This window comes from Nocardia sp. NPDC050435, assembly GCF_040655395.1.
Taxonomy (GTDB): domain Bacteria; phylum Actinomycetota; class Actinomycetes; order Mycobacteriales; family Mycobacteriaceae; genus Nocardia.
This window is the reverse complement of the sequence record NZ_JBFAJW010000005.1, coordinates 377,650-394,738: the sequence shown is the minus strand read 5'-3', so window position 1 is coordinate 394,738 and position 17,089 is coordinate 377,650. Positions and strand designations below refer to the sequence as shown.

General features: G+C 71.7%; 18 protein-coding genes. 14 read left to right on the top strand and 4 right to left on the bottom strand.

Going from position 1 to position 17,089, the window contains the following annotated elements:
* Positions 1–52 precede the first annotated feature (52 nt).
* Genes AB0I43_RS17825 through AB0I43_RS17805 form a run of 5 tightly spaced genes read left to right on the top strand, consistent with a single transcriptional unit; the run spans position 53 to position 5,741 of the window.
* Positions 53–535, top strand: coding sequence for a flavin reductase family protein (locus AB0I43_RS17825; RefSeq protein WP_356979217.1), 483 nt, complete (start codon positions 53–55; stop codon positions 533–535).
* Positions 532–1,803, top strand: coding sequence for an acyl-CoA dehydrogenase family protein (locus AB0I43_RS17820; protein ID WP_356979215.1), 1,272 nt, complete (start codon positions 532–534; stop codon positions 1,801–1,803). The genes AB0I43_RS17825 and AB0I43_RS17820 overlap by 4 nt, the downstream gene beginning before the upstream one ends.
* On the top strand, positions 1,800–3,182 hold the full coding sequence (locus AB0I43_RS17815; protein ID WP_356979213.1) for an aldehyde dehydrogenase family protein: 1,383 nt from the start codon (positions 1,800–1,802) through the stop codon (positions 3,180–3,182). Before AB0I43_RS17820 ends, AB0I43_RS17815 begins: the two co-directional genes overlap by 4 nt.
* Positions 3,179–4,336, top strand: coding sequence for an NAD(P)/FAD-dependent oxidoreductase (locus AB0I43_RS17810; protein ID WP_356979212.1), 1,158 nt, complete (start codon positions 3,179–3,181; stop codon positions 4,334–4,336). Before AB0I43_RS17815 ends, AB0I43_RS17810 begins: the two co-directional genes overlap by 4 nt.
* The gene (locus AB0I43_RS17805; protein ID WP_356979210.1) at positions 4,320–5,741 is read left to right on the top strand and encodes an aldehyde dehydrogenase family protein; all 1,422 of its coding nucleotides are present in this window, start codon (positions 4,320–4,322) and stop codon (positions 5,739–5,741) included. Before AB0I43_RS17810 ends, AB0I43_RS17805 begins: the two co-directional genes overlap by 17 nt.
* Positions 5,742–5,781: 40 nt before the next feature.
* On the opposite strand, the gene AB0I43_RS17800 is transcribed toward AB0I43_RS17805, so the two are convergent.
* The 4 genes from AB0I43_RS17800 to AB0I43_RS17785 are packed head-to-tail and all read right to left on the bottom strand — an operon-like array spanning position 5,782 to position 8,495.
* Complete coding sequence (locus tag AB0I43_RS17800) at positions 5,782–6,072, bottom strand: Dabb family protein (protein ID WP_356979208.1); 291 nt, start codon at positions 6,070–6,072, stop codon at positions 5,782–5,784.
* Positions 6,069–6,653, bottom strand: a complete 585-nt coding sequence (locus tag AB0I43_RS17795; protein ID WP_356979206.1) for a neocarzinostatin apoprotein domain-containing protein — start codon at positions 6,651–6,653, stop codon at positions 6,069–6,071. The genes AB0I43_RS17800 and AB0I43_RS17795 overlap by 4 nt, the downstream gene beginning before the upstream one ends.
* 19 nt (positions 6,654–6,672) lie before the next feature.
* On the bottom strand, positions 6,673–7,257 hold the full coding sequence (locus AB0I43_RS17790; RefSeq protein ID WP_356979204.1) for a neocarzinostatin apoprotein domain-containing protein: 585 nt from the start codon (positions 7,255–7,257) through the stop codon (positions 6,673–6,675).
* Positions 7,254–8,495 (bottom strand): hypothetical protein, encoded by a 1,242-nt coding sequence (locus tag AB0I43_RS17785; protein WP_356979202.1) that lies wholly within the window; start codon positions 8,493–8,495, stop codon positions 7,254–7,256. The genes AB0I43_RS17790 and AB0I43_RS17785 overlap by 4 nt, the downstream gene beginning before the upstream one ends.
* Before the next feature lie 329 nt (positions 8,496–8,824).
* Between AB0I43_RS17785 and AB0I43_RS17780 the strand changes: the two genes are divergently transcribed.
* From AB0I43_RS17780 to AB0I43_RS17740, 9 genes are read left to right on the top strand one after another with little or no spacing between them, the layout of a single operon-like run.
* Entirely contained in the window at positions 8,825–10,435 is a 1,611-nt protein-coding gene (locus AB0I43_RS17780) for a carbon-nitrogen hydrolase family protein (protein ID WP_356979200.1), read from the top strand.
* 13 nt (positions 10,436–10,448) lie between these two features.
* The gene (locus AB0I43_RS17775) at positions 10,449–11,270 is read left to right on the top strand and encodes an oxidoreductase (protein WP_356979198.1); all 822 of its coding nucleotides are present in this window, start codon (positions 10,449–10,451) and stop codon (positions 11,268–11,270) included.
* Positions 11,267–12,211, top strand: a complete 945-nt coding sequence (locus AB0I43_RS17770) for an alpha/beta hydrolase (protein ID WP_356979197.1) — start codon at positions 11,267–11,269, stop codon at positions 12,209–12,211. Before AB0I43_RS17775 ends, AB0I43_RS17770 begins: the two co-directional genes overlap by 4 nt.
* A gap of 10 nt (positions 12,212–12,221) precedes the next feature.
* Positions 12,222–13,343 carry an aromatic ring-hydroxylating dioxygenase subunit alpha gene (locus AB0I43_RS17765; protein WP_356979194.1) on the top strand — a complete coding sequence of 374 codons (1,122 nt, stop codon included), beginning with the start codon at positions 12,222–12,224 and terminating at the stop codon, positions 13,341–13,343.
* Positions 13,340–14,029 (top strand): hypothetical protein, encoded by a 690-nt coding sequence (locus tag AB0I43_RS17760; RefSeq protein WP_356979192.1) that lies wholly within the window; start codon positions 13,340–13,342, stop codon positions 14,027–14,029. Before AB0I43_RS17765 ends, AB0I43_RS17760 begins: the two co-directional genes overlap by 4 nt.
* Entirely contained in the window at positions 14,026–14,934 is a 909-nt protein-coding gene (locus AB0I43_RS17755) for a hypothetical protein (RefSeq protein WP_356979191.1), read from the top strand. Before AB0I43_RS17760 ends, AB0I43_RS17755 begins: the two co-directional genes overlap by 4 nt.
* The gene (locus AB0I43_RS17750) at positions 14,931–15,701 is read left to right on the top strand and encodes an SDR family oxidoreductase (RefSeq protein ID WP_356979189.1); all 771 of its coding nucleotides are present in this window, start codon (positions 14,931–14,933) and stop codon (positions 15,699–15,701) included. Before AB0I43_RS17755 ends, AB0I43_RS17750 begins: the two co-directional genes overlap by 4 nt.
* Positions 15,698–16,348 carry a hypothetical protein gene (locus tag AB0I43_RS17745; RefSeq protein WP_356979187.1) on the top strand — a complete coding sequence of 217 codons (651 nt, stop codon included), beginning with the start codon at positions 15,698–15,700 and terminating at the stop codon, positions 16,346–16,348. The genes AB0I43_RS17750 and AB0I43_RS17745 overlap by 4 nt, the downstream gene beginning before the upstream one ends.
* Positions 16,345–17,088, top strand: a complete 744-nt coding sequence (locus AB0I43_RS17740; protein ID WP_356979185.1) for an arylmalonate decarboxylase — start codon at positions 16,345–16,347, stop codon at positions 17,086–17,088. Before AB0I43_RS17745 ends, AB0I43_RS17740 begins: the two co-directional genes overlap by 4 nt.
* The last annotated feature ends 1 nt before the right edge of the window (position 17,089 follow it).

Here is a 17,089-nt window from a genome sequence, read left to right as displayed (position 1 = left end):
CAGCCGTTACCGTGTGCGTAACAGTGTTTCCACTGTCGAAACGGAGGTTCGGGTGGAGTCGACGTATCTCCGTGCCGTGATGGCACAGTGGGCCAGCGGCGTCGTCGTGGTCACCACGCTGCGCGACAAGCACATCCGGCACGGGATGACCGCCAGCTCGTTCACCAGTGTGGCCCTGCGGCCGCCGCTCGTCTCGGTATGCCTGGCCACCGACAGCACCACCTGCCGCGCGGTTCGCGCCAGCGGCGTCTTCGCCGTCAACGTGCTGGGCCGCGACCACGAGCACCTCGGCCGCCGCTTCGCCGCGCCCGGCAACGGCGACGACCGGTTCGCCCTTGGCCGCTGGGAAACCGCCACGACCGGCGCGGCCGTCCTGGCCGAGGCCGTCGCCTGGGTCGACTGCGTGGTCGCCGCGTGCCACCCCGCCGGGGATCACACGATCGTGCTCGGCCTGGTCCAGGACGCGGCCACGCCCCGGCCCGCTCCCCCGCTCATCTACCACGACCGCACCTACTACGAGGGGATCGACCGATGATCGGCGCACGACTCGTCGAAGACATGACCGAAGCCGAACGCGCGCGGGCCGAACGGGTGGAATCCGTGCTGCCCGCGCTGCGCGCGGCCGCCGCGGCCGCCGACCGCGACGCCACCTTCCCCGCCTCGCACGTGCCCCTGCTGCGCGAGGCCGGACTGCTGGGCCTGGTGGTCCCGGAGAAATTCGGCGGGCTCGGCGGCACGCTGCGCGACCTCGCCGCGGCCACCTTCGCCATGGGCACCGCCTGCCCGTCCACCGCGCTGGCCTACTTCTTCCACAACACCAGCGCCTCGCGCGGGCTGCTGCCGCTGGACGCCATCGATGCCGGCCTGTTCGCCGACGACGAGGTGCCGGTGGTCCGGTCCTTCGCCGAGAAGGTGCTGACCCGGATGGCCGAGGGCACCTGGCTGGCGAACTTCGCCTCCGAAGCGGTCAAGACGGCACAGGCCAACATCACCATCGCCACCACCGCGCGCAAGGTCGACGGCGGCTGGATCCTGCGGGGCGAGAAGTCTTTCGGCTGCGCCACCGGCGTGGCCGACTACTACCTCACCTCGGCCAAACTCGAGGGCTACGACACCGCCGAGGGACTGGCCACCTTCTTCGTGCCCCGCGAGGCCGCCGGGGTGAGCGTGCGCGCCCCGTGGGACGGGCTCGGCATGCGCGCCACCGCCAACAACGGCATCCGCCTCGACGAGGTGTTCGTGCCCGCCGACGAGGCGCTGACCATCCCGGGCGCGTTCACCAAGATGCTGACCCGCAGCCGCGGCAGCTTCGTCGGCAATCAGCTGGCGATCGCGGCCGTCTACACCGGCTGCGCGCAGCGGGTGTACGACGAAACGCTCGCCGTCACCACGCGAAAGACCTTCGCCGACACCGGAGAACCGATCGCCTCCTCGCCGGTGCACCAGGTGCTCATCGGCGAGATGACCCGGCAGTTGCAGACCGCGTACCTGTGGCTGCGCTACCAGCTGGAGATCGAGACCGTGGAGCCGCCGATCAAGCCCAAGCAGGAAGTCTTCACGCAGTGGCGGCTGGGCAAGGGCGCGGTCACCGAGGCGTGCTTCCAGGTCGCGCTGGGCGCGCTGAAAGCCGGTGGCACGTCGGCGGCCTCGATGGACGGCATCGCCGGGCGCGCCCTGCGCGACCTGGCCATGGGCCTGGTGATGACCTTTCCGGCCGAACGCGGCATGCTCGAGGTGGCCCGGATCGTCACCGACGCGAAGGCCAACGAATTGTTCACCACCGCACCGGAGGTCGCGCGATGACCATCCAGCTCCCCGCGATCAGAGATCTCGTCGACGGCGAATGGTCCGCTCCCGCACGTCATCTCGGCTTCGCGCTGGAGGATCCGGCGACCGGCGCTCCGGTGGCGCGCGCGGCGCAGACCACCCTCGGCGCGGTCGAGCGCGCGCTCTCGGTGGCCGACCGCGTCACCGGCGTGATCACGCCCGAGGTCCTCGACGCCATCGCCGACGACCTGACGCCGCTGCTGCCGCGGATCGCCGAACTGGACGCCTTCGCCACCGGGGTGCCGATCCGGCAGACCGAGCTGCTGGGCATCATCGTCACCGGGTCGTTCCGGTTGGCGGCCGAGCAGCTGCGCGCCGGCATTCTGCGCGCGGATCGCGACGGCGTGCAGGTGCACCGGCTGCCGCTGGGCCCGGCGCTGTGCCTGGTGCCCTGGAACGCGCCCGCGCCGATGGCCGCGCACAAGGTCGCCAACGCGCTGGCCGCCGGCTGCCCGGTGATCCTGAAGGTCAGCGAGCTCGCGCCCTACAGCGCGATCCCGCTGGCCGAGGTGATCGCCGAGCACGTCCCCGCCGGGATGTTCCAGCTGGTGCACGGCGGCGCGGATATCGGCGCGCACCTGGTCACCGACCCGCGCATCAAGGCGGTGTCCTTCACCGGCGGGCTGACCGGCGGGCAGGCGGTGGCCACCGCCTCGGCTCCGCTGTTCCGCCCCTGCCAGCTCGAGCTGGGCGGCAACAACCCGCTCGTGGTGCTGCCGGACGCCGACACCGACACCGCCGCGCGCATGGCCGCCGAACTGCTCACCACGCTCAACGGCCAGTGGTGCCGGGCGCTCGGGCGCCTGGTGCTGCCCGCCGACCGCGCCGGCGAGTTGCTCGAGGCCATCGGCAAGCGACTGGAGACGCTGCGGGTGGGCCCGCCGCTGGACCGCGACACCGAATTCGGCCCGCTGGTGCACTCGCGCCAGGTCGCGCTGCTGCGTAATACCGTGTCCGCCCGTCGCTTTCAGAGCTACGGCCGGATGCCGGAGGGCGGCAACTACTTCGCGCCCGTCCTGCTCGACGACGACCTGACCGACGAGGTGTTCGGGCCGGTGGCGGGTGTGGTCACCTACCGGACCGTCGAGGAGGCGGTGGCCCTGGCCAACGCCGTGCCCTACGGCCTGGAGGGCTACGTGTGCGGCACCGAGCAGGCGCTCGAGGTGGCGCAGCGGATCCGGGCCGGTGAGGTGAAGGTCAACGGCTCCTCGATCCTGAGCCTGCACATGATGACGCCGCGTCCGGCCTGGGGCCTGTCCGGGCTCGGCGAGGAGGGCACCGCCGAGACGCTGCGGTTCTTCACCGGCGCGCGGGTGGTGGGCGTCGAGGGCCGCTTCGCCCTGCACACCTCATGACCGCCGTCGTCGTGGTCGGGGCGGGGCCCGTGGGTCTCACGGCCGCACTCACGCTGGCCCGGCGCGGCGTGGCGGTGACGGTCCTCGAGCGCGGCTCCGAACTGGCCGCGGAATCGCGGGCTTCGACCTTTCATCCGCCGACCCTGGAGATGCTGGACGCGCTCGGGGTGGTGGGCCCGCTGCTCGACGGCGGTGTCATCGCACCGACCTTCCAGTATCGCGAGCGCGGCGGCGGGGTGATCGCCACGCTCGATCTCGCGGTCCTGGCCGCGGACACCCGGTATCCGTTCCGGGTGCAGTTCGAGCAGGGCAAACTCACGCCGCTGCTGCGGGCGGCCCTGCCGCCGGACACCCGGGTGCTGTTCGACCACGCCGTGCACGGCCTCGACCCCGGCGGCGACGGTGTCACCGTGCACACCACGCGCGGACCGATCCGGGCCGACTGGGTGATCGCCGCCGACGGCGCGCACTCGGCGGTCCGGACCGCGCTCGGCGCGGGATTCGACGGCAGCACCTATCCGGAACGGTTCCTGGTCGCCTCCGTCGCGGAGGATCTCGCCGCCGCGCTGCCGGGGATCGCGGCCATCAACTATGTCTTCGATCCCGGCGAGTGGCTGGTGCTGCTGCGCACCCCCGAGCACTGGCGGGTCCTGCTGCCCACACCGGCCGATACCGCCGACGACACCGAATTACGCCGTCTGCCAGGCCGTCTGGACGGTGTCGCGGACCTCGGCCGGCCCTGGCGGGTGCACCACGCCTCGCTCTACCACGTGCACCAGCGCGTCACCGAACGCTTCCGGGTGGGGCGGGTGCTACTCATGGGCGACGCGGCCCATGTCAACAATCCGCTCGGCGGCATGGGTATGAACAGCGGCATCCACGACGCGGTCCAGCTCGCGGACGCGCTGGCCGACGTGCTGGCCGGCGGTCCGGAGTCGGGCCTGGATCAGGCGGCGGCCCGGCGGCGCACCGTCGCCGTCGAGCACGTCCAGCGCGCCAGCCACGACAACTGGCAGCGCCTGCGCGCGCACGACGCGTCGTACCGCGACCACCTGCGCGGGCTCGCGGCCGACCCGATCGCCGCGCGCGCCCACCTGCGCCGCGCCTGCCTGCTCGACTCCCTGGAGCCCGCCGATCATGCGCATCGATCGTGAAAACCCCGCTCATCCCGCCGAAGTCGTCGGATCGGTGCCGGTGACGCCACCTGATGAGGTGGATCACGTTGTCCGGCAGGCACATCGGCAATTCCGCGAGTGGTCGGATCGGTCGCTCGCCGAGCGGGTTCGCGCGCTCGGCGACGCGGCCGAGCAGCTGGACGCCCGCTGTGCCGCGCTGGCCCGGCTACTGGCCCGGGAAAGCGGCAAACCGGTGGCGGACTGCCGCGGCGAGATCGGCTTCGCCGCGGCCTATCTGCGCTGGGTGCGCGACCACGCGGCCCAGGTGCTGGCCTACCCGCCGCTCGACGACGCGCAGGGCCGCCTGCTGCGCACGCCCGCGCCGTTCGGCGTGGTCGCCGCCATCACCCCGTGGAACGCACCGATCATTCTGGCCATGGTGAAGCTGGGCCCGGCCCTCGCGGCCGGAAACACCGTGGTGCTCAAGCCTTCTCCGCTGGCGCCCCTGGCCGTCGCCGTCGCGGCGAGCTTGCTGCCCGGTGTCCAGGTGATCAACGGCGGACCCGAGACGGTAGAGGCGCTGATCGCGCATCCGCTGGTCCGGAAGGTCGCCTTCACCGGCGGGGAGCAGGCCGGGCGCAGCATCGCCGCCGCGGCGGGTCGGGCGCTGAAACCGGTGGTGCTAGAGCTCGGCGGCAACGACCCGGCGCTGTTCCTCGACGACTTCACGCTGAGCGCCGCCGACTACGACCGCCTGGTGCTGGCCTCCTTCGCCAGTGCCGGGCAGGTGTGCATGGCCGCCAAGCGACTCTACGTGCCGCGGCGTCGCCTGGACGAGTTCGTGGAATCGTATCTGGCTGCCGCGCAACGCATCCTGGTTGTCGGGGACCCGCTCGAGGAACAGGTCACGATGGGCCCGGTGGTCACGCGCGCGGCGGCCGAGCGGATGACCGCGCTCACCGCCGACGCCTGGAGCCGGGGCGGCTGGCTGCTTCCGCTCGCCGAAATCCCCGACAGCGACGGCTATTACGTCACCCCGTCGCTGGCGATGGACCTGCCCGACGACGCCGATCTGGTGCGGCTCGAACAGTTCGGGCCCGCGGTGCCCGTGCTCGCCTACGACACCCTCGACGACGCCGTGGCGCGCGCCAACGACTGCGAGCTGGGCCTGGGCGCCTCGGTGTGGTCGCCCGACGAGGATCGGGCGCTGGCCGTGGCCGCCCGCCTGGAGGCGGGTTTCACCTTCGTCAACACGCACAACCGGACCGGTATGTCGCTGCGCGCGCCGTTCGGCGGCACCAAACTCAGCGGCTTCGGCCGCGAGTACGCCGAGGACGGGCTGCGTGAATACGCGCAGACCACCGTGATCCACGCGCCGGCGGCCTTCCGGGCGAACGGCGGCGGCATGCCCGCGCGCGCCTATCCCGGCACGGCACCGCGCTGAGGCGAGCCGGGCTCGCACCGCCCGGGCGGTGCGAGCGCGCTCAGCCTTGCCAGTAGTCGACCACCGCCCGGTGCGCCAGCCGCGGCACCAGCCACTCGCGCACCGCGTGATGGGCCGGATGTTCCTGATAGCCGGACAGTTCCGACTCCGAGGCGTGGGTGGTGCTCAGGTAGAGGTCGTAGGCGGCCGGGGTGCGCAGCGCGTCGACGGCGACCGCCAGGGAGCGGATCTGCGGAATCGATGCCGTGAGATCGGCCAGCAGCCGCGCCGCGGGTGCGGCGTCGGCCGGGTCGTGGAACTTCATCAGCACCACGTGGGTCAGGACGCTCATCGACCGGACCGGCGGCGGCGCAGCAGCAGGGCCGCCGCGACCACCACGACCACGACGACCGCCGCGATGCCGAGGATCATCGGGGTGGAGTTGTCGTCGTCGTCGTCGACCGGTTGTGCGGCGGTCGTCGCCGGGGCCGCGGCGGTCGTCGCCGGGGCCGGGGCCGCGAAGGTCAGTGGCGCGGAGGCCAGGATCTGCGACGGGTTGGTGAGACTGGTGACGCTGATGGTGCACGCGCCCGGGGCCGCGGTGCAGTCGGTGCCGCCGACCTTGGCGACCAGGGTGACGGCGCGGTTGCCCGAACTCGGCTGCCAGACGCCCTGGGCGTCGGCGGCGCCCATCAGCGCGCCGGGCAGATTGCAGTCGGCGGGCGTGATCACCTGGGGTTTGCACTGGCCCACCGCGACACCGGCCATGCCGGCGTCCAGGCCGTCGAGGGTGACGGTGACCTGCTGACCAGCCGCAAGCCCGGTGTTCTGGTTCAGTGTGAGCGCCGGAGCGGCCGCGGCCGTGGGCGCGCTCGCCAGCAGGGCGCAGACCGCGCTGACGCCGAGCGCCGAGCGCATTGCGAATTGGTGCATGGTGATACTCCTTCGAGGGTCAGAGCCGTCGCCGGTCGGCGAGGGCCACGGCGGCGACGACCGCCAGCAGGACGGCGGTCGCCGCCCACAGCGGTAGCGACGGTCCGGAAACATCGCCGGCGGCGGCCGGGGCGCTCGCGGCCGGAACGGCGGCGGGTGCGGGCAGGGCCGAGCCCGCGAACCGCACCGGGATCTCCGCCGAGTTGGCCGCGATCACCGCGGGCGGCTCACTGCCGGGCAGCGGCGCGGCCGCGATCACGCATTCCCTTGTGGCGCAGTCGATATCGCGGAAGCGGGCGCGGGCGCTCAGGGTCACGGTCGGGAAGGTGCCGTCGTCGGAGATATTGACGAAGGTCGCGCCGCCCTCCAGATCGCAATCCTTGATCCCGCTGGTGAATCCCTTCTTGCACAGACCGACCGCGACCGCGGCGAGCCCGGCGCGGAACCCGCTGCCGTCCACCGTGATCCGCTGCCCCTCGGTCAGCTCGGTGCTCGCGCTCACGCGCAGGGTCGCGGTGGTCTGGGCCGAGGCCGGGGCGGGCGCGAGCGGGGCGGCGGTCAGGACCGCGGCGGCGGCGAGCGCGGCGGCGAACAGGCGGATCATGGCATTTCCTTCACGAGAGGTGTGCTGGTGACGCGCCGCAGGCCGAGCACCGCGAGCAGACCCGCCGCCGCGAGAACGAGCAGGCCGGAGCCGGTTCCGAACAGCGGTGCGCAGACGGTCACCAGCCCGAGACCGGCCAGCCCGGCGGCGATCGGAGCGAGCAGTGTCGCCCAGGCGGTCGCCGGGTGCGGCACGACGTCCCCGAGCAGGAGATCGACGCCCCGCAGCGTGCGCACCACCGCCACCAGCGTGACCGCGATCCCCACCGCCAGACTTGCCCGTCCCGGCGCGGTCGCGACCAGAATCGGCCCGCCGCAGGCGATCACGAGCAGCATCGGCACAGCACCCGGATCCGGCCCGGGCAGCGCCACGGCCAGCAGCGCGGGCAACGTCGCCCAGAGCAGCCAGATCGTCTGCTCGGAACCGACGGCGTCGAAACGGAACAGCAGCAGGTGCAGCCCGGGCAGCACCGTGCCACCCGCCAGTAGTCCGGCGACGGCTCCGGTCGCCAAGAACCGGCACGACCCGGCCAGCTTCATTCGCCACGCCGCTAGCCGCTGCGCCGCAACAGCTTTCGATGTTCGCGCGGCGACCTCCAATACCCGGCCTGGCAACATCGAGGTAGGCGCGGACTCCGACGCGGGTGCCACCCCGCCGATAGCCGACTCCGACGTTCGCACGGCGGTCTCCGATCCAGCCGGAGCTGATCCCGGTGCGCGAGCCGCCGACTCCGAAGTGAGCACCGCGAGTAGTCCCGTGCCCGCGGCGAGCGCGCCCACGATCAGCAGCGCGGTGCCGGGTCGCCGGTCGCAGAGCACAGCGGTCCCGGCGGCCAGTACCGCGCCTGCGACCATCGCGCCGTGCCAGGCGGTGCGGGCTCGGCCGCCGCGAGCCAGTGCGAGGGTGCGGCCGGCGGCCAGCGCCGGGCCCGTGGCGGCTCCCGCCACCAGCACGGCGGCGGTGAACAGCCAGGGGCGTGCGGTCAGGCCCGCGGTCAGGTATGCGAGACCGGCCAGCAGGGCGCAGACTCCAGCCGCTCGGTATCGGCCGCCGGTCACCAGGAACGCTGTCGCGCAACCGATTACCAGTGCGGTGATGGCCAGATAGCCGACCACCTCGCCGGGGACGCCGAGGACGCCGCCGAGCGGTTTGCCCAGCAGGGCGAGTTGACCACCGGCGACGGGGCCGAGGAGCGCGCCGCAGAGGACGAGCGCCGCAAGGTTCGCGTCGCGCCGCATCTCAGCGCTCCGTCCGTGTGAATGGAGCTGCCGGGTAAGAAATCTCGGCCGTGGCCGGGGGTGACGATTCGCAGGTCGTCATGCCTACCTCCCGCGAATGTTTCTCTCATGGAAACGCGGTTTCGGAATTGCCATATTGAACCCGCGCGGTCCGGCGGTGTCAAGACGTGCGGACACGTGACCGCCCCCGGGGCAACGACATTCGCTTCCGACCTGGTCGGCAGGCGGCAATCCCGGCCGAGCGCTGGACAGATCGCGCCCCCGGGTACAGAATCACGTTGAGGGAAACAGTGTTTCGATGTACGAAACGCGGAAACGGGGTCGTCACCATGATTCGAGTCGCCGCCGCACAGCTCGCCGCCGGCTCCGACGTCGCGGTCAACCTCGCCGCGTGCCTGCGCCTGCTCGACGAGGCCGCCGCGACCGGGGCCGACCTGGTGGTGCTCCCGGAGTTCTGTAACCACCTATCCTGGTACGACGACCGCGAACACGCTCGGCGAATGGCCTGCACGCGCGGAGATTCGTTCCTCACCGCCATCGCCGAGCGCGCCGCCGGGCACGGAATCCACGTCAAGATCGGCGTCACCCTGGCCCGCGACGACGGCCGGATCACCGCCACCAGCCTGCTGTTCGGGCCGGACGGCGCCCTGCTGGGCACCTCGGACAAACAGATCCTGATGGGCGCGGAGAACGACCATCTCGATGCCGGGGACGAGGATTCACCGGTCCTCGACACCGCCCTGGGCCGGATCGGCATGTACGCCTGCATGGAGGGCGTGATCAACGAGGTCACCCGATCGCTGGCGCTGCGCGGGGCGCAGTTGCTGCTCAACAGCCTCAATTCCTTCGCCGTCGACGAGGCGAGCCTGCACGTGCCGGTGCGCGCGGCGGAGAACAAGGTGTGGGTGGTGGCCGCCAACAAGGTCGGGCCGCTGCTGCCCGCCGAGCAGTTGCCCGCGATCGCGCGGCGACTCGGCGTGCCGGCGGATCGGCTGCACGGCGCGGGCGAGAGCCAGATCGTCGCGCCCGACGGCGGCTGTGTGGCCAAGGCACCGCGCACCGGCGAGGCGGTGATCGTCGCCGACATCGACCTCGCCCGCGCGGCCGACAAGCGCCGCCCGGACGGGACCGACCTGTTCGCCGCCCGCCGCCCGGAACTCTATGCGCCGCTGCTGATCTCGGCACCGGGGCGGCGTGCACCCGCGGGCGCGCCCGAGATCACGGCCGCGATCACCGTCCCGGACGCCGCGGCGATCCGCGCCCTCGCCGCCGGTGGCGCGGAGCTGCTCGTATTGCCGGAGCTCGCGCCGATACCGATCCCCGAAGTCATCAGCGCCCTGGCGGACTCGACGGCGCACGCCGTCCTGACGGTCCGCGACGGCGACGCCCACCACGCGGTGCTGGTGCACGCCGGCGGTGTGCTCGGCCGTCAGCCCCAGCTGCACCCGACCGCCCGGCATCCGTGGCTGCGCGCACCCGGCACGGAGCTGCGGGTCTTCGAATTGCCGTGGGGCAGGCTGGCACTGGTGGCCGGCGACGACGCCCTGTTCCCCGAGACCTTCCGGCTCGCCGCGATCCAGGACGCCGACGTCGTCGCCGTCAGCTGCACCCCGGCCGAGGACTGGGAACTCGACCTCGGTCTGCCCGAGCGAGCCGCGGAGAACCGCCTCAACGTGGTGGCCGCGGGCCTGGTGTCCGGCGAGCTGACCGGCGCGATCTGCGCTCTGAGCCCCGACTTCACCCTGTGGACCGCCTGGCAGGGCCCGTTCACCGGCGTGATCAGTCACCCCGAGGTGCACCGGGTCGCGCCCGGGGCGGTCGGCGTGCGCGCGCCGATCCGCCCCGCGCAGGCCGTGAACCGCACGGTGTCTCGCGGCACCGACCTCGTCGACGGACGGCCACGCCGTCCGCTCGACGCCCTGACCCTGACCGCGCACTGAAGGAAGCCGCCGTATGCCACCCTCACCCGGGGAAACCGTCCAGCACGTCGAGCAGATGGTCGACGCCACCGAGCGCACCGACGTCACCGCGACGTTCCAGCAGTGGCGCGAGCTGCTCGGCGAGTTGAAGGACCGGATCGCCACGCGGTTCGAACTGACCCGCGATCCCAGCACCACCGCGCTGGAAACCTACGGCGACGCCGCGTCCGGCCCCGCCGGCAGCCTGGCCGCCTACAGCGGGCCCGAGATCGACTGGCTCGTGCACTCCTGGATCGGCGATCCGCGCACCGGGTTCGTCAACCTGCATCTCACGGTCTGGCTCGGCCCGCAGTACCGGGTGCCGCATCTGGGCTGCGCGCTGCTGCTGTGGCCGCAGGGCTGGTTCTACGTCGACGCCGTGCCGCGCGGCGACCTGGTCGGCGACGGCGCGTATTTCGATCGCTACTACGCGCCCAACGACGCGCCCTGGCTCGAATTCAAGGAGCAGCACCCGGATTTCACCTGGTTCACCAGCCGCACGGGTTTCATCCGGGCCAGTCTTTCCCCCACCGCCTACTGCTACTCGTTCCCGCCGACCCAGCCGAATCTGGATACCGTGCGCGAGATCCTGACCGCGCGGGTGGAACAGTGGCTGGGCTGGGTCGACGCCGCCGAGCCGGTGCCCGCCCTCGAGCAGGCCGCACTGGCCGACCGCGACCTGGCGGTGCGGCGCAACATCGCCGAGCGCGATCCCGCGAATGTTATGGGCGAGCGCATGTTCGGCGCGGAGCTGACCCAGCGGCTGGTCCGCGCACTGTGGGGCGGCGACCGGGAGCTGCCGAGGCCGGGCCTATGAGACTGATTCGCTCCCTGTGGCATTCGGTCCGCACCGACGGTGCGGCGCCGTTCGACACCGCCCACCTGAAGGTCTACTACCCCGCCGTCGCGACCGGAACCGACGCCGAACGGCTGACCGGGGTGTTCGCGCCCGATCCCGGCGCGGCACCCTATCCGGTGGTGCTGTTCCTGTCCGGGGTCAATGTCGGCCAGGAATCGTATCGGCGCTTCGCCGTCGAGATCGCCGCCGCCGGATTCGTCGTCGTCACCATGGATCGCGTCGCCGAATTGTTCGGCGGGCAGCGCGGTTTGACGCCCGGCGTGGATCTGGACGCGGCCCGCCCGGACGCCTACGGCACCCGCCCGACCTGTCCGGCGATCGGTGCGGTGCTCGCGGGGCTGGCCGAGCTGAACGAGCAGCCGCCGCTGGCGGGCGCACTGGATCTGAACCGGGTGGCGCTCGGCGGGCACTCGGCCGGTGGGACGGTGGTGTTGCAGTCGGCGCGCTACTTCGAGGCGGTCTCGGCGGTCTTCGCCTGGGGCGCGCACACCATGGTGGCGACCATGCTCGGCTGGGATCCGGGCACCGTGCTGCCCGCCCAGGTGACCTGCCCGGTGCTGCTCGGCGTGGGCGGCAACGACGGCGTCATCCAGGGCAGCGCGGACCGGTACGGCGAGGACGGCGCGGACCGCCCCGACCCGGTGCGCCGGACCTTCCTCGAGGCGCTGCCCGAGGGCGATCATCTGCTGGCGGTGGTGCCGGGGGCCAATCACTTCGGCATCGCCGACGCCGACCCGACCGCCGCCCGCGCCTTCCTGGACGGCCCCGCCGACGCCGATGCCCTCGCGCCGTTCGCCAGGGTGACCTCGGCCTTCCTGCGTACCCACCTGCGCGGCGACGCGGCCGCCAAATCCGAGCTGGCCGAGTTCGACGACGGCCTGCGGCTGTTCCGGCGATAGGAGCCCGACGATGTTGAAGAATTTCTGGTATGCGGTGGAGTTCGCGGACCGGGTGACCCGCACGCCCCGCAAGGTGACCTGCCTGGGCCAGGATTTCGTGCTGTATCGCACGCAAGCCGGTGCGGCGGTGTGCCTTTCGGACCTGTGCGTGCACCGCGGCGGCGCGCTGTCGCTGGGCACGCTGCACGGCGACTGCCTCGCCTGTCCCTATCACGGCTGGCAGTACGACGCCGAGGGCGTGTGCGTGAAGATCCCGGCCAATGCCGAGGAGCGCAAGATCCCGCGCAAGGCACGCGTCGACGCCTATCCCACCCAGGAGCGCTACGGGATGGTGTGGGCCTACCTCGGCGATCTGCCCGAAGCCGAACGCCCGCCGATCCTCGACATCCCCGAGCACACCGACCCGTCGTTCCGGCGGGTGGAGTTCGAGATGGAGATCCAGGCCAACTACGAGCGCGCCTTCGAGAACGTCGTCGACGCCGCGCACACCCCGTTCGTGCACGGCACGGCCTTCGGCAACCCCGACAAGCCGCAGATCCCGGATTTCCGGATCACGCAGACCGATTGGTCGGCCTCGGCCGACATCGAGCTGAGCCCGCCGCTGCCCAAGGGGCTGTGGGGCTGGCTGGCCCGGCGCAAGCCGCGCGCGGAGTACGTCACCGTCACCAACGCCTGGTATCTGCCCAACATCGTGAAGCTGCACATCCGCCTGCCGATCGGCGATCTGCTGCTCTACGACTTCAATATTCCGCTGTCCCAGGAGCGCACGCTGATCAAGATCCTGGGCTACCGCAACTTCTTCACCGGCGCGTGGGCGGATGCCAACGCGCGCAAGCGGATCGAGCGCATTCTGCTGCAGGATCGCCCGGTGGTGGAGTCGCAGCGCCCGGAACTGCTGCCGTTCGATCTGTCCGACGAACTGCACGTGCGCAGCGACGCCCTCCAGGTCGCCTACCGCCGCCGGCGGCTGGAACTGATCAAGCAGGGCTGGTGGGTCGGCGGCGACGACATCATCACCGGCGACGGCCCGCGCCGCACCGCGACCGTCCTGGCCTCGCCGGGCCGCCGCGACAATCCCGAACTGGCCAGTGCCTGGGTGCACAAGGCCCGCACCGGAGGAAATCCGCAATGAGCTTGCCCACCGCGCTCGCCGAGCGCACCCTCACCACGCTGTCCGCGGCCCTGGGTTTGGCGACCGCCGAGGACGTGGCGCTGACCGGCACGATGTCGCCCGAACCGGTCGGGCGGCTGCGGGTGCTGCGCGGCGGACCCGTCGCGAAGGTGGTCACCGTCGATCTGGTGGTGCCGCCCATCGGCCTGGACAGTCACATGATCTTCGCGTTCACCGGAAGCGATTCGGCGATACCGCATTTCACGCTGGATTCGGTGCGGGCGCCGGAGTACCACGCCATGCACCTGGATCTGATCCCGCGCGCGGATCTGGCCGTCAACCTGACCTATCTCGACGCGGCGTTCCTGCCCCTCACCCCGCTGCTGGAGCAGGCGTGGCAGGTCGAGGGCATTTCCCCGGCCGCGATCGAGCCCCGGCAGCGAGCCATGATGTCGCCGTGGATGCTGGTGTGCCGCGCCACCGACGCGGGCTTCCGCGCCCTGGACGCCACCGTGGACCGCTACCTCGATCATTGGCTCGAGCTGGTGGACAAGGGCGTTCCCGCCGTGGACGCCGATCTCCCCGCCCGGGACCGGGTCAACCGCGCGAATCTGTTCAGCCCGGAGGTGGATCCGGTGTGGGCGCAGGTCACCCGCCTGCTCGGCGCCGAACAGGCCGAGCGGGTCCGCACCGAGTTGGCCGGATGAGCGCGCCGAGCGCGTTCCAGCAGCGCATCGCGGGTGAATGGGTCGGCCGCCCTTCGCTTTTCGACGAACGCGGCACCTGGCGCGGGTACGAGGACATTCGGCGATCCTCGGTCTTCGCCGACGGTAGGACGACCTACTACATGAACGGCGGCCTCACCGGGGGCGGCGAGCTGGCGGGCAGATTCGCGCTGGGCGCGCCGTTCGCGTTCGGGGTCCGCGATTCCGACGGCGATCGCGTGTACACCGGGCCGGACTTCTTCGGATCCGGCCAGCCCTACGGCGGTTTCGTCGACGCCAACTACTACGGTCCCGGCTGGCAGGTGTCGTTGAACACCTGGAATCAAACCCTGGGCGACACCCAGGTCTACTCCTCGGTGCTCTATCAGGGTCCGGCCATGGTGGGGGTGTTCACTGGTCTCTACACCCGCGATCCGGCGCTGGCCGAGCAGCGCGTCGAAACCGAGACACGGTGCGGTCAGGTCGTTTTCACGGTGCCGACCAAGGAGAAGTCGCGCTACGCGGGCGAGCTGGAGCTGTGGAGCGCGGAGCAGCGGCCGCTGGGCGGTCTGCACATGGCGCTCGAGATCGACCCGGTGAACCTGCTCGTCGCCGAACACCACCTGATCATGTCCGGGCCGGTGGCCTCGGATTCGCGGATCACCGTGCGCCGCGACGGCACCCGGTCCTTCCATGAGGGGCCGGACGTGTGGGGCAACGGAAACTCCTACGGCCGCGCCAATTTCGTGCGGCTGCACACCGCCGACGGCCGCCGGTTGATCGGCCGCGAATTCATGATGGACGCCGAGCCCGGGATGGGGGCGGGCACGACCCTGGCCGTGGTCTACGAGATGTTCGAACACAACACCCTGGTAGCCGTGATGCACGGCGTATTGGAGCGAGCATGAGCACAGTGGTCATCACCGGCGGCACCCGCGGGATCGGATTGGGGATGGCCCGCGCGCTGCTCGGCGCGGGTCATCAGGTCGCGGTGTGCGGCCGGAATCCGGAGCAGGTCGAGAAGATTCGGGCCGAGCTGTCCGGACCGGCGCTGGTCACCGTCGCCGACATCAGTGATCGGGCGCAGGCCCAGCAGCTGTGGGAGCACGCCGCCGAGCGTTTCGGCAAGGTCGAGGTCTGGATCAACAACGCCGGGATCTCCCACGATCGCCGGCCGCTGTGGGAGCTGCCCGCCGACACCGCGCGGGCGGTGCTGGAAACCAATCTGCTCGGCGCGCTCAACGGTTCGGCGGTCGCGATCGCCGGCATGAGCGCCGCCGGTGGCGGCCACGTCTGGAACATGGAGGGCCTGGGCAGCGACGGCCGGACCGTACCCGGCCTGACCACCTACGGCGCGAGCAAGCGCGGGGTCACCTACCTGACCAAGGCGCTGGCCAAGGAGGTGCCCGAGGGCGTGTCGGTCGGGCTGCTCAGCCCGGGCATGGTGGTGACCGACCTGCTCACCCACGGCTACGACGATCCCGAGGAACTGGCCAAGGCGCGCCGGATCTTCAACATCCTGGCCGACCGGGTCGAGACGGTCGCGCCGTGGCTGGCGCGACAGGCGGTGACCCGCACCCGCAACGGTGCGCACGTGCGCTGGCTGACCACCCCCAAGGTGATCGGCCGCTTCCTCAGCGCCCCGGTGCGCCGTCGCGATCTGTTCACCGAATGAGCGCGGTCGACTATCCGGTGTCGCTGGCACTGGAGGACTTCGTCCCGGTACTGCTGACCACCGGCGGCGTCCTGCTGCTGCGGCGGATCGTGCCGCGGACCGCCGCGCTCTACGGTGCGGCGGCCCTCATCGGCGGCGGCGGATTCGCCAAGGCGACCGCGAAACTCGTCGCGGCGCTGGGCGGGCCCGATCTCGTGTGGTTGCGCGAAGCGCTGTTTCCCTTGCTGAGCATGGGTTTCGGCGGACTGTGCGTCCTGGTGGCGGGCGCGCACCTCGGGCGGATCCCGCGGTGGCTGCGCTACCTGGTCCCGAGCCTGCTCGTCGCCTGCGCGCTGGGGGCGCTGGCGGCACGGGACGCGATCCCGATGCTGGTGAGCACGACCGTGTTCGCCACGCTCACCGGCGGCTATCTGATCGCCATGGCGCGCGCCCGCGGCGACGCCGTCGCCGCGGGCCTGTTCGGCACCCAGCTGCTCGGGTTCTTCGTGCTCGGCCCGCTGGCCGCCCGGCCCGACCAGACGGTGGCGCTGCAATGGGTCGAGCAGCTGAGCAATACCGCGGCGCAGGCCGCCTTCGCGGTCGCCGCCTGGCGGCTCTCGGCCGCCGCCCCGGCGGCCGACACCGAGCACGAGGAGTTGATCCGATGACCGACGCGCTGGGCTGGCGCCGCAAATTCGGCGTGATCGCGCCGTCCACCAACACCATCGTGGAACCGGACTTCTACCGGATGGGCGTGCCGGGGGTGACCGCGCATTTCGGCCGCATCCACATCCGGGACCAGGACATGTCCGACGACGCGGGGATGGACCGGCTGCTGGAGCAGATCCGCGCCGAGCTCGGCGCGGCGTGCGAGCGCGTGCTGACCTGCGAACCCGAGTACATGGTCATGGGCATGTCGGCCGAAACCTTCTGGGGCGGCGTCGAGGGCAACCGCCAGTTCGTGAAACAGATCCACGACGTCACGGGCTTGGCGGTGGCGACCGGCGCCGAGGCGTGCCGCCGCGCCCTGGAACTGTTCGGCGCGCGGCGCATCGGCGTGGTCACCCCGTACCAGCCGATCGGTGACGCGAACGTGGTGCGCTTCTTCGGCGAACTCGGCTTCGAGGTCACCGCCATCAAGGGCCTGCGCTGCCCCACCGCGGTGTCCATCGCGCACGTCACCGAGGACGAACTACGCGCGGGCCTGCTGGAGGTGAACAGCGCCGAGGTCGACGCCCTGATCCAGTGCGGCACCAACCTGTCCATGGTCCGCCTGGCCGACGAGGCCGAGCGCTGGCTCGGCAAGCCCGTCATCGCCATCAACGCCGCCACCTGGTGGATGGCGTTGCGCGACAACGGGATCACCGACCGCGTCGAGGGCGCGGGACAACTGCTCCGCGAGCACTGAG

Bases quoted from the DNA above. Each gene is read 5' to 3' on its own strand.
- AB0I43_RS17820 (WP_356979215.1), top strand. From the start codon at position 532: ATGATCGGCGCACGACTCGTCGAAGACATGACCGAAGCCGAACGCGCG.
- AB0I43_RS17815 (WP_356979213.1), top strand. From the start codon at position 1,800: ATGACCATCCAGCTCCCCGCGATCAGAGATCTCGTCGACGGCGAATGG.
- AB0I43_RS17810 (WP_356979212.1), top strand. From the start codon at position 3,179: ATGACCGCCGTCGTCGTGGTCGGGGCGGGGCCCGTGGGTCTCACGGCC.
- AB0I43_RS17805 (WP_356979210.1), top strand. From the start codon at position 4,320: ATGCGCATCGATCGTGAAAACCCCGCTCATCCCGCCGAAGTCGTCGGA.
- AB0I43_RS17800 (WP_356979208.1), bottom strand. From the start codon at position 6,072: ATGAGCGTCCTGACCCACGTGGTGCTGATGAAGTTCCACGACCCGGCC.
- AB0I43_RS17795 (WP_356979206.1), bottom strand. From the start codon at position 6,653: ATGCACCAATTCGCAATGCGCTCGGCGCTCGGCGTCAGCGCGGTCTGC.
- AB0I43_RS17790 (WP_356979204.1), bottom strand. From the start codon at position 7,257: ATGATCCGCCTGTTCGCCGCCGCGCTCGCCGCCGCCGCGGTCCTGACC.
- AB0I43_RS17785 (WP_356979202.1), bottom strand. From the start codon at position 8,495: ATGCGGCGCGACGCGAACCTTGCGGCGCTCGTCCTCTGCGGCGCGCTC.
- AB0I43_RS17780 (WP_356979200.1), top strand. From the start codon at position 8,825: ATGATTCGAGTCGCCGCCGCACAGCTCGCCGCCGGCTCCGACGTCGCG.
- AB0I43_RS17775 (WP_356979198.1), top strand. From the start codon at position 10,449: ATGCCACCCTCACCCGGGGAAACCGTCCAGCACGTCGAGCAGATGGTC.
- AB0I43_RS17770 (WP_356979197.1), top strand. From the start codon at position 11,267: ATGAGACTGATTCGCTCCCTGTGGCATTCGGTCCGCACCGACGGTGCG.
- AB0I43_RS17765 (WP_356979194.1), top strand. From the start codon at position 12,222: ATGTTGAAGAATTTCTGGTATGCGGTGGAGTTCGCGGACCGGGTGACC.
- AB0I43_RS17760 (WP_356979192.1), top strand. From the start codon at position 13,340: ATGAGCTTGCCCACCGCGCTCGCCGAGCGCACCCTCACCACGCTGTCC.
- AB0I43_RS17755 (WP_356979191.1), top strand. From the start codon at position 14,026: ATGAGCGCGCCGAGCGCGTTCCAGCAGCGCATCGCGGGTGAATGGGTC.
- AB0I43_RS17750 (WP_356979189.1), top strand. From the start codon at position 14,931: ATGAGCACAGTGGTCATCACCGGCGGCACCCGCGGGATCGGATTGGGG.
- AB0I43_RS17745 (WP_356979187.1), top strand. From the start codon at position 15,698: ATGAGCGCGGTCGACTATCCGGTGTCGCTGGCACTGGAGGACTTCGTC.
- AB0I43_RS17740 (WP_356979185.1), top strand. From the start codon at position 16,345: ATGACCGACGCGCTGGGCTGGCGCCGCAAATTCGGCGTGATCGCGCCG.